The organism is Micromonospora sp. CNZ297 (assembly GCF_007827625.1).
On the sequence record NZ_VISU01000055.1, the window covers coordinates 1 to 10,475 of the forward strand.

Genomic DNA, 10,475 nt, shown 5'->3' on the forward strand with positions numbered 1-10,475 from the left:
GTCTACGGTGGACGATCGTGTACTCTGACGCCTGATCCGCATCTGCGGTCCTAGCTGCGCAAACACGGTCAACGGAAGTGCGGCTGGAGTACTAGCCGCCAGGAACCGACACCCCGTCGTCGTCGAGAGGTGAGCCGTCCAGGGCGCGATCGGTCTCCGCTGCGGTCAGACGCACGATCACGTCGCCGTCGGAGGTCGGAAAGCGGGTGAAACGCAACAGGACGAACCCCGAACGTTTGCTGCCCCGCACGCCGTTGCCGAGGGGCATCGTGTGCACACCCTCGACGAGCCATTGATAGAGCGGCTGCGCGTCCGCGTCACGCCAGCCCTTCAAGTCGGCGTGGTGAACCGCCAGGGTCAGCTTCTCGGCCAGGTACTCGGGGTCACAGACGCTGGTGATCGTCAGATCGAGTTCCGCGAACCGGTGTGCCGGCCCGAAGTGCCACAGTGCCCGCACCTCGCGGACCCCCGGGGTCAGCGGCCGTCCGACGAACAACCAGTCGTACGCGTCCAGGAAGGGTGCGTGGCGCTTGAGCCAGCTCTCCCTTTCCCGCTCGCGCACGACCCAGGGCAGAGGGATCTCGTTGAACTCGTCGGTCCACACCACTTCGGGAATCTCCCAGGCGTCGAGCCAGGTTCTGACGCGCTCCCGGTTGGCCAGGAACGCGGCTCGCAGTTCCTCGCGCTGGCGGCGTCCAGTCATCGGATCACTCTCCGTAGTCCCAATCGAGGCCCCAGACGCGGACATTGCCCTGGTGGTCGCCGGTGACGACGGTGCCGAACGCGTCGTCGGCGCGTATCGCGTTGACCCGGACGTGGTGACCGTGCAGTGAGCGGATCCGGCGTCCGGCGCGCAGGTCCCAGACGTCGACGGTCTGCTCTCCCGGGTCTCCGGCCACCGCGAACCTTCCATCGGGCGAGACCACCACCTCCTCGACCCCGGAGAGGCTTCCGGCCGGGCCGTCGAGAGCCCTCCCGTCGAACACCAGCTCTCCGCTCGCGGCGTCCCACACGACGAAGCCGGTCAGCCCGGCGATGACGGCGAGCCGGCGGGAGTCCGTGAAGGCCAACGCCGCCGACGAGCTGTGCTTGACCTGGTCGAGCTGGTACGACGGACGCCTGCCACCCGGTCGCCACGCGGTCAGGCGGGTCATCTCGGCCAGCAGCAGCATCCCGGAGGCGAACCGGATCTCCGTGTGCGGGTCGACGTCCGCAAAGGTCTTCACGGGCTTTCCGGTGTCCATCGACCGGACCTCCACGGTGGCCGCGTCGTGGGTTCGCAGCTGCACGGCGATCGAGCGGGACGCCTCGTCGGCCGTGACGCCGACGATCGTGCCGGGTCCGGTGCGAACCGTCGCGACGCAGGCGGCCGCCTCCAGCGACCACACCGTCGCCAATCCATGGCCGAAGCCGACCGCCAACAGGTCGCCCGAGATGTCGAGCGTGGTGTTCCCGTCGTCGCGAGGCAGGGCGCCGGCCACCTTGAACCGGGGCTGGAACGTCCTGGTGTCGTGGCAGGCCACCGATCCGTCCGAGTAGCCGATGATCACGTCCCGGCCGCCCCTGGCGAAGGACAGGCTGGTGGCGGGGTTCCGCCGCTCGGTGACCGCGCCTGCCTTCTCCAGGGTCTCCAGGTCGAAGATCTCGACCTCGTCGACGTTGGCCGGGAAGGCGAACAACCGGCCGGAGGCGCCGATGTCGAAGGTGCCACGGGTGAGCATGACATCGGACAGCTCCTGCTCCAGCCAGATGCCGGTCAGTCCGGTGCGCCGCAGGTTCCGGCCCAGGGCCCCGGAGGCCCGGCGTAGCCGCGGGTGACGTTCGTGGCCGGGAACGGCACGCGCCTCGCGGATCGCGTCTGCCGCGCGCCGGTCCTCTCCGGCCGCGATCATCGCCTCGACGCGTTCCATGACCTGGTCGAACGCCCGCTCGTCGCGTGCGAGGGCACCGACCGGGCGGGGCGGCGCGTACGACCAGGGAGCGAGGTGTCCGCTGAGCGGCATGGGGAGTCGGGAGAGCGAGGTCTGGCCGCTGTAGCCGTGCGATTCGGCGATGACGGCGTAGCCGCAGTCCCCGCTGAACGCCGTGGCGTCGCGACGTGAACCCCGCGCCCAGTCCTTCGGGAACGTGCGGACGCATCGGCGGATGGCGAGTTCGAGGACCTGAAGGTCTCCGGTCCCGGGGTCGAGCAGCGCCCAACCGGCCCGGCCGGAGACGCCGAGCATCCGGTATCCGGTCAGCCAGGGTATCTCCCACCGTCGCGGTTCGTCCCAGACCCGCATGTCCACCACGGTCAGGGTCCGGTAGCCGATCCTCAGGACGGTTGACCCGTCCGCCGCCAGGGCGACCTTCTGGCCGTCGCCGCCCATCTCGTCGGCGGGTATGCGCAGGCCCCGCATCCTCGTGTCCCGCAGGGGCCACCACTGCTCCACCCGGTGGTCGACGGCGGAGCCGGGACGGCCCAGTGAGGCGGAGACGCACACCTCGGCGTCCGGGCCGAGGATCACCCGGGTGACAGTGCCGTCGTGGGGCCGGATGCGGGCGACCGGCTTCCACGCGCCGGTGTCGAGGACGAGGACGCGGCCGTCGGCCGTACCCACAGCCGCGAAGCCACCCTCGGGGCTGAGCGCCACGGCTGTTCCTCCTTCCAGCCGGCCTTCGAGGTGGGCCGTGCCGTCGGCGAGCCGCCACCGCTCGACGCGGGAATCCTGGTAGCAGACGAGGACCCGCGCTCCGGCGTGGTCGATCGCGACGTCGACGGGAGCCGGGCCGGAGGCGGCGAGTTCCGCGACCACCCGGCCCGCGAAGGCGTCCCAGACCCGTACCCGTCCTGACCTCTCGGCCACCACCACGTGTGTCGCGTCATGATCGCAGGCCATCGCGACGACCTGGCCGGACAGCTGCCCGAACACCTCGAGCGTGCCCCTCGGCTCCAGTCGGGCACAGCGCTCCCGCGCGGCCGCGATCTCCGGCGAACCCGGATGCTTGCGGTCCGCCTCAGCCAGGTGCCGGGCCGCGAGGACGCCGTCACCGCGTTCCATGTGCACCATCGCAGCCAGGTAGTCCGCCTCCCAGGAGTCGCCCGTGGCGCGCAGTTCCGACAGGAGGGTCTCGTCGGTGACCAGGCCGTCGGCCCATTTGAGGAGCCCGTGGTTGTAGACCGCGCGGACGTTGTGCGGGTCGATCGCCTTGGCCCGCTCGAACATCTCGATCGCGCGGCGTTGGTCGCCGAGGTCCCACAGGGACAGCGCCTTGTTGGACAAGCCGTCGGCCTTGAGAGACGGCGACACCCCGTCGGGGCGCGGGTAGGGACCAGATGCGCAGTCCGCGTAGACGCTCAGCAGGACGGCCTCCGCCTCGGCGGTGTCGCCGATCCTCGACCGGGGGTCGCGCACCAGGCAGCCGGACAGGAGGTCGCGCAACGGCTGCGGGAGATCACCGCGCAGCGACGCCAGCGCATCCGCACCGTCGTGTCCCCACCTCCAGAGCCGGCGCCCGTGCAGCAGCTCGATCACCGTCAGCGCCCAGGACCACATGTCGCTGCTTCGGCCGATCCTTCCGTCCGGATCGACCTGCTCCGGCGAGCAGTACTGCGGTGTGAAGCCGCCGAGCGTCGCGTACGAAATCTCGTCGCCACCCTGCGGGGGCGCGGAGACGGAGGCCTTCGCCTTGGCCGTGCCGAAGTCGGTCACCCGTGCGGTCTCACCGTCGTACATGACGTTGGAGGGCTTGATGTCCTGATGCACCAGGCCTGCCGCGTGCGCGTGGCCGATGCCGCGCAGCATCTGGATCGCCACGTCGAGGGCCCGCGGGAGGTCGCGGCACCGCCCGTCCCGGACCGCCGCGGTCAGGTCACCGCCCGCGACCCATTCCGCGAAGATCACCGGGTACGCGCCGACGCGCTGCACGTAGTTGCAGCCCACCACGTTCGGATGCGGGTCGAGATCGGTCCAGGCCTGCGCCTCCTGCGCCAGCAGATCGAGGATCCCGGGCGCCGAGGCCAGGTCCGGGCGCGGCGTCTTCACCGCCAGGTCGACGCCCCAGGCGAGGTGATGGGCGCGGTAGACGAACCCCGTGCCGCCGGTTTCGACGACCTCCTCGATGCGGAACGTGTCGAGGACGGTCTCCCCCGGCCGCCACCGGATGACCTGCCCCGCGTCCACGCCGAGGCCCTAGTCGACGAGCGCCACGTAGATCGGGCTGCCCAGGAGCACGCCGTTCGCCCCTGACTTCTCGGCCAGCCGCTTGGCGACGAACTCGACCCGTTGCGCCGGCCCCGGGAGCGCGGCCCCGATCTGCGCCAACGACTCATGGAAGCGCTCGTCGTCGAACTCGCCCGGGTCCGCTCGCAGTTCCTGGAGCTTGCGGAACAGGTATGGCGGGACCGATCCGACCGGTTCGGCGTCACCGCCACCGACCACGTGCGACGCCGACCCGCCGAGGACGATGACCTGGTCGTCGAGCGTCCCCGCGAAGACCACGATGCCGGCGGTGGGGAAGGCCTGCCAGCGCATCTCCAGGCATGCCTGGACGTAGGGGCGCTCCTCGTGAGCGGCGCCGATCTGGTCGGCGTCCTGCAGGTGCCGGATGACCTTCTCCAGCTTGTCGAGGTCGTGGCGCTCGGGCAGCACCGTCTTGCGGCTGTAGCGGACGACCTTCAGGTCCACGGCGAGCTCGGTCTCGTGCTGCGCGGATGAGGCGACCTGTGCCGCCAGGAGTCCGATCTTGAGATGCGACAGGTAGAGGTAGTACTTGAGGCTCAAGATGCACTCCGGTTACGGGGAGACGTCCGAAGCCCACCCTACGTGGCGCACGCTCGCGATGCTGACCCTCGATCGACGATAATCGGTGTCCGCGCGGCCCTCGCACCGACGCGACCACCTGTTGAGCACGTCAGCCGTGGACGCGGCGGGAGCTGGGGCCGTCGTGGCCGGCGCGGAGCAGGCACCGTCGGCCGCCGGGCATGAGCAGGTCGCAGAAGACCCGATGGCGTACGTTCTGGTCGTCCTCGGCCGACACGGTCGTCTCACCCGGGTCGGCCTGCGGCAGCATTCCGGTCCACCGGGCGACGACGCGGGCCAGGCGCTGCGCGGCGGGCAGGTCGGCGGCGGTCACCGGCAGGTGGATGACCCAGCGCCCGGTCACCGGCGCTCGCCGTTCGCCAGCCGCGCCTGCTCGGACTGCCAGCGCCGCAGCGCCACCTTGATCCGCAGGGTCTCCTGGCGATGCCTGGTGATCTCGGCGTGGAGCGAGGCCATGTCGCCGGCGACACGGCCGAGGTAGTCGTACACCGCATCGGGGTCGAGGCCGCGGCGCCCGAACCGGGCGGGCGGGAAGCGGCGTTCGCGCACCTGCCACGGCAGCAGCGAGGGGTACGCGGTCGCCCCGCTGCCCCGCCCCGGCCCATCGTTACGGACGCTCATCAGCCTGTCCTCCTTGTCGTGGAAGGGGTGGGCCCGCCTGCCCGTCCCGCGCCGGCGGGCCCACCCCGCCCTGACACCGCAGCTTCGTTCAGCGGTACGGCACCAGGGCTGCTCAACCGATCACCGACCGACAGGCACAGCGGCCGGCCGTAGAGATCGCCAGGCCGCAGTGCCGGTAGTCATCCTGTGACAGTGCGCAGTGGATGCGCAACGTTCCAAGCACGACTTTCCAGGTTGTGCATTGACTTATTTCGTGGGAACGAGTAGACGTTGCAGAGCAATGTCACTCGTTGTTGCCGGATGGAACCAAGGAGTGCCCGGATGGCGGAAGACATCGGTTCGACCGTGCCGCGCCGACAGCTCGGCCGGCTGCTGCGCCAGTTCCGCAACGAGGCCGGCGTGACCCTCGACGCCGCCGCCGAGGCGCTGGAGTACAGCCGGCAGAAGATCTGGCGCATCGAGTGCGGCCTCGGGTCGGTGCGGGTGCTCGACGTCAAGGCGATGTGCGAGCTGTACGGCGTGTCCGCGGAGATGACCGACGCAATGCGAGGGCTGGCCGCGGAGACGAAGTCGAAGGGGTGGTGGCACGCGTACGGGGACGCGGTGCCGAGCTGGTTCGAGCTGTACGTCGGCTTGGAATCCGCCGCCGCCAACCTCCGGGAATACGGCGACAATTTGATCCCCGGCTTGCTTCAGACTCGCGCCTATGCTCTGGGCCTCTACCAGCCCGGCAGCCGACTCAGCGTTGAAGAACGCGAGCGCGCGGTCGAGGTGCGACTCCAGCGGCAGAGTCTCCTAACCCGCAGGCTGCCGCAGCCCCCACGCTTGGACACAGTGTTGTCCGAGGCGGTACTCCGGAGGACGGTTCATGGACCAGGGGTCATGACCGGCCAGCTCACCCGTTTGCTCGAAGTCTCGGAACTTCCGAACGTTTCCCTGCGCGTCGTGCCCTTCGCGGCCGGCCCTCACCCGGGGTCAGTCGCCGGTTCGTTCGTCATCCTCGACTTTCCCATCAGCAAGGGAGGTCGAGCCGCCGAGCCGTCTGTCGTCTACAGCGAGTCCCTCACCGGAGCGCTCTACCTGGACAAGCCAGACGAGTTGCGCGCCTATGAGAACGCCTGGACCGGGCTGGATGCGCTGGCGTTGAGTGAGGCAGAATCGAGAGACATGATCAAGAGGGTCATCGGAGAGACACGTCATGACTGACCTGACCGGCGCCGCCTGGCGCAAGAGCACCCGCAGCGGCGACAACGGCGGCAACTGTGTGGAGGTCGCCACCAACCTCCCCGGCATGGTCGCGGTACGGGATTCCAAAGACCCCGGCGGCCCGCTATTGAGCTTCGAGCCGGCCGCCTGGGCCGCATTCGTGGCCACGATGAGAAGCGACAGGTCGGTCTGAGGTGAGCGTCAGGGTGTAGTCATCAGATTCGGGCACAAGCGCGCTACCGGCTCTGGCCGACATCTTGCGGCCGCAGACCAGGGCATCGGTATGCCGTGTGCTCGCTTCGGTGCCGCATCCAGAACACCACGTCGAGGGTGCGCAGGCGCGATACCTCCTGCGGCAACCTCGCCTGAGCCTGCAGTTCCGCGAGGCGCCCAACGAGCATGCCGCTGTCCTCGCGAAGACGGCCGTGCAGCCAGCGCCAGAACCCCCTGCGGGTCCCGAACGCGCAGGAGACGACTTCGTCGTAAACGGGCACCAGCGCCGGGCGCTTTCGCGCCAGCAGCTTTCCTGCAATCACCCAGCCGATACCGTCGGCCTTTTTGACAAGACGCCATGCTCGGTCGGCGTGGCTTCCATCGTCGACGAAGGCAAGGGCACCTTCATCGCTCAGGTCAACGCCGGTCGGGATCCCGGCCAGGTGAGCCGACAACTCCCGGCCAAGCCGCCCCTGCAGCAGGTCGAGGGCCGTCTGAGGGGGCACCCGCACGCTGAGCAACTCGATCGCGATCAGGTCGTCGGCGGTGATGACGTTACAGGAATCCGGACGGTCCCCACCGCCACCGAGCCGCTCGAACTGGCTTCCGGTACGAGGCGTCGCACCTCCGAGCCCGAAGTACGCTTGAAGCTCCGGTACCGAGCGAGGACTGTCCAAGGCCGCAAGGACTTCGACGAGAGACAGTGGACGTCTCATGCCCCACTTCCGATCGCCACGCGCCGCCGAATCTCCTTGAGCGCCACCACATCACCGGCTCGTGCGTCCTCGGCGGACCAGAAGTCCAGCCCGTCGGTTGCCCTACGTGTGGCACTGATCTCTGGTCCGTACACATCGATCTTCACCGCCTCGCCGGCGGCGCTGGGGGACGCATGAGTACGGTTGCCGTACCGGATGGTGCCATCGGCGAGCAGTTCGGCAACATACTGTTTGCCGAGGTATTTCGCATACAGCTTGGTACCGGGACGCAGTCGGCCAGCCCTGATCAGGTCGACAAGCTTGATTGCGCGCTCCGCCTCCGAAACCGGTCGCTTGGCGGTACGACGGGTCGCGGACGCAGGTGGTTGCGATCGAGGAGGCCGCGGGGTCGGCAATACAGGCGGTGCGGCTGCTGGCGCCATTGCCCCACGGGCCACCACCGCCGGACCGGTGCCAATGCCGGTGGCAGACGCGGCGGACGAAGGGAAATCGAAGCTGGCGCGCACTCTGACGAGGCTGGATCGCACCTCATCCCGCGTGAGCCGGCCGAGCCGGCGATCGAGCATCGCCACCATCTCGGGTGCAGGCTCTCCTGCCTCGAACAGTTTTCGCAGCTCCGCATGTACCTGCCGATCGACGAAGTAGCCCTTCCACAACTCTTCGATGCGGTTGTCGCGCATGTTCTCCTTGCTGAGCAAGGAGAGCAGCTCGACAGCGCCCTCGAAGTCCTCCTCGAACCGCACGGCGCGAAAGAGCTTGTGCTCGATGGGGACCGGAGCGTGGGCGTTGTAGACGCGCCATTCCGCCCCGTCCGTCAGGGCAACCCACTCCACACCCGCGACGGCGGCATAACTGATGGTCTGGTTGGCCCATCGCGGATCGTCGAGATTCTCTCCGAGCCCTTTGGCCTCGATGAACAGGCGTGGGGTGCGCAGCAGCAGGAGAGCGTAGTCCACGGGGTTGTCGGCGCCACGGCGCCGATACTCACGATGGACCTCGTCGACGTCGAAAAGGTCCCAGCCCAGGGCTCCGATGATCGGCTCGATGAGTCCGGCCTTGGTGTTCTGCTCACCGATGCGCTGGTGTTGGCGCCGGAAGCGCGCCAACCGGTCAAGGCATTGCTTGACGGCGTCTTCCAGTTCGAACATGCTTTTCATCCTTCACGCGGTGCGGCACTGAACGAACTTGGCCCAGCGGACCCGGGCGCTTCCTCCCTCAATCGCTGCAGGTGGCTCAGCAGCGCTTCGATCTCGGCCGCCGGCGCGGACCCTGAGCCGTGCAGCGCGCTGATGTCAAGCCGTAGTCCCTCCAGTTGGCGCCGCGCCTCGGGCACGTCGCCCAATCCGGCGACGAGCATGGCGATCTGTTGCCGCAAGGGAAAAAGTTCCGGCGACTCCGGCCGCATCACCTGCTGCTCCTCGGCGAGAAGCGCCCGCAGTTCTCTCAACGCCTCGGTCGCCTCGCCCAGCTCCGCCTGGCAGCTCGCCGCCTGCTGCCGACACTGCCAGATCAATTCCTCGTCCGGCACGGGACGCTTGGCGAGGTCGACAACGAGCCGCTGGAACTCCGGAAGCGCCTGCCGGAACGCGCCGGCCAGGACGTACAGGTTGGCCAGGTTGAGCCGCAGCTCCAAGATCCGCGGCTGCCTTGCCGCGTGTCCGCCGCTGATCGGCCGCAGCACCGATTCGAGCAGCTCGGCGGCCTGGGTGAACCGTTCTTCCTCGGCGAGTTCCCAGGCGCGCTCCTCCACCTCGGCGAGCTGATCGAGTGACGGCGGTTCGACGATCTCTGCCGCTGCTCGCGGACGGACGATGTCGACGCGCGTCGGCGGCAGCGGTGAGCGGGGCGGCAACGGCCCGAACGGATACCGGTATGGCATTGTCGGGTCGACCCGCTGCCCGTCCGCCACGGTCGGGGCAGCGTCGGCTGCTTTCTCGGCATCGACCGCTCCGAACGGTGCCAGCAGCTCGTAGACCTCGGCCGCCGACTCGGGCCGGTGCTGCGGGTCCTTGGCAAGCAGCCGTACGAGGAGGTCCACCAGGACGTCCGGCACGCCCGCGCGTTGCTCCTGTACCGACGGGACGGGGTCGTTCAGGTGCCGGTGCAGCATGCCGAGTGGGTTATCGGCCCGGTACGGCGGCTTGCCGGTGAGCAGCTCGAACAACACGCAACCGAGTGCGTAGAGGTCAGTGCGCGGACCCACGGCACTGTTGAGCGCCTGCTCGGGAGCCATGTAGGTGGGCGTGCCCAGCGTGTGACCGGTGGCGGTCAGCCGTGGCACGTCCGGTCCAAGCAGGGCGGCCACCCCGAAGTCGAGGACCTTGACGGCGCCGCTGGGGGTCACCATGACGTTCTGCGGCTTCAGGTCACGGTGCACGAGTGAGGCCGCATGCGCCACCGCCAGTACCGAGCAGATCTGTGTGCCGATGGCGGCCGCCCACGGAACGGCGAGCCAACCACGCTCGGCGATCAGGTCGGACAGGAGCACACCCGGAACGAGCTGCATGACGATGTAGAGATCGTCGCCGTGGTGGCCGACGTCGTGCACGCTCGGCACCCCGGGGTGGTCCAGCCGGGCGGTCACCCGGGCCTCACGGATGAACCGGTCGACAGCGGTGTCACGGTCGGCTTCGGACACGGCGAGCTTACGCAGGAACTTGATGGCGACGGGCCGGTCAAGCTTCTCGTCGAAGCCCGCCCACACCTCCCCCATACCGCCGTGACCGATCGGATACGTCAGTTCGTATCGATCCGCGACTCGTTCCTGCGCGTGCATCCGTCTCCCCCGGCAGCCCTGTCAGACGACACCAACGAGTCGTCGGCTAGGTCGTGTTTCGTAGGGCGCGGAGCCATTGGTTGATGGCGGCGATGGTGAGGGTGGCTTCATAGCGCACGGCGAGTTTGTCGTAGCGGGTGG

The 10,475-nt window shown here is 68.8% G+C and carries 10 protein-coding genes; 2 read left to right on the top strand and 8 right to left on the bottom strand.

All coding sequences use genetic code 11. The features are described 5' to 3' along the window. Positions 1-91 precede the first annotated feature (91 nt). From FB454_RS34455 to FB454_RS34475, 5 genes are all read right to left on the bottom strand, one after another. Entirely contained in the window at positions 92-703 is a 612-nt protein-coding gene (locus FB454_RS34455) for a hypothetical protein (RefSeq protein WP_145824262.1), read from the bottom strand. A 4-nt stretch (positions 704-707) separates the two neighbouring features. Further along, positions 708-4,163, bottom strand: coding sequence for a protein kinase domain-containing protein (locus FB454_RS34460; protein WP_145824263.1), 3,456 nt, complete (start codon positions 4,161-4,163; stop codon positions 708-710). Positions 4,164-4,172: 9 nt separating this feature from the next. Next, complete coding sequence (locus tag FB454_RS34465; RefSeq protein ID WP_145824264.1) at positions 4,173-4,763, bottom strand: DUF7019 family protein; 591 nt, start codon at positions 4,761-4,763, stop codon at positions 4,173-4,175. Positions 4,764-4,893: 130 nt separating this feature from the next. Further along, positions 4,894-5,145 (bottom strand): hypothetical protein, encoded by a 252-nt coding sequence (locus FB454_RS34470; RefSeq protein WP_145824265.1) that lies wholly within the window; start codon positions 5,143-5,145, stop codon positions 4,894-4,896. Further along, on the bottom strand, positions 5,142-5,423 hold the full coding sequence (locus tag FB454_RS34475; protein ID WP_145824266.1) for a DivIVA domain-containing protein: 282 nt from the start codon (positions 5,421-5,423) through the stop codon (positions 5,142-5,144). The genes FB454_RS34470 and FB454_RS34475 overlap by 4 nt, the downstream gene beginning before the upstream one ends. Before the next feature lie 321 nt (positions 5,424-5,744). Here FB454_RS34475 and FB454_RS34480 point away from each other — a divergent pair, with 321 nt between their 5' ends. Then, on the top strand, positions 5,745-6,629 hold the full coding sequence (locus FB454_RS34480; RefSeq protein ID WP_145824267.1) for a Scr1 family TA system antitoxin-like transcriptional regulator: 885 nt from the start codon (positions 5,745-5,747) through the stop codon (positions 6,627-6,629). Continuing rightward, the gene (locus FB454_RS34485) at positions 6,622-6,822 is read left to right on the top strand and encodes a DUF397 domain-containing protein (RefSeq protein ID WP_145824268.1); all 201 of its coding nucleotides are present in this window, start codon (positions 6,622-6,624) and stop codon (positions 6,820-6,822) included. Before FB454_RS34480 ends, FB454_RS34485 begins: the two co-directional genes overlap by 8 nt. Before the next feature lie 43 nt (positions 6,823-6,865). Here FB454_RS34485 and FB454_RS34490 read toward each other — a convergent pair whose 3' ends face one another. Genes FB454_RS34490 through FB454_RS34500 form a run of 3 tightly spaced genes read right to left on the bottom strand, consistent with a single transcriptional unit; the run spans position 6,866 to position 10,334 of the window. Continuing rightward, the gene (locus FB454_RS34490) at positions 6,866-7,558 is read right to left on the bottom strand and encodes a DUF6308 family protein (protein ID WP_145824269.1); all 693 of its coding nucleotides are present in this window, start codon (positions 7,556-7,558) and stop codon (positions 6,866-6,868) included. Then, positions 7,555-8,706: a restriction system modified-DNA reader domain-containing protein gene (locus FB454_RS34495; protein ID WP_222433961.1), complete on the bottom strand. Its 1,152-nt coding sequence runs from the start codon at positions 8,704-8,706 to the stop codon at positions 7,555-7,557. Before FB454_RS34495 ends, FB454_RS34490 begins: the two co-directional genes overlap by 4 nt. Before the next feature lie 5 nt (positions 8,707-8,711). Next, positions 8,712-10,334 (bottom strand): serine/threonine-protein kinase, encoded by a 1,623-nt coding sequence (locus tag FB454_RS34500; protein ID WP_145824271.1) that lies wholly within the window; start codon positions 10,332-10,334, stop codon positions 8,712-8,714. Positions 10,335-10,475: the final 141 nt, after the last annotated feature.

Bases quoted from the DNA above. Each gene is read 5' to 3' on its own strand.
- FB454_RS34455 (WP_145824262.1), bottom strand. From the start codon at position 703: ATGACTGGACGCCGCCAGCGCGAGGAACTGCGAGCCGCGTTCCTGGCC.
- FB454_RS34475 (WP_145824266.1), bottom strand. From the start codon at position 5,423: ATGAGCGTCCGTAACGATGGGCCGGGGCGGGGCAGCGGGGCGACCGCG.
- FB454_RS34480 (WP_145824267.1), top strand. From the start codon at position 5,745: ATGGCGGAAGACATCGGTTCGACCGTGCCGCGCCGACAGCTCGGCCGG.
- FB454_RS34485 (WP_145824268.1), top strand. From the start codon at position 6,622: ATGACTGACCTGACCGGCGCCGCCTGGCGCAAGAGCACCCGCAGCGGC.
- FB454_RS34490 (WP_145824269.1), bottom strand. From the start codon at position 7,558: ATGAGACGTCCACTGTCTCTCGTCGAAGTCCTTGCGGCCTTGGACAGT.
- FB454_RS34495 (WP_222433961.1), bottom strand. From the start codon at position 8,706: ATGTTCGAACTGGAAGACGCCGTCAAGCAATGCCTTGACCGGTTGGCG.
- FB454_RS34500 (WP_145824271.1), bottom strand. From the start codon at position 10,334: ATGCACGCGCAGGAACGAGTCGCGGATCGATACGAACTGACGTATCCG.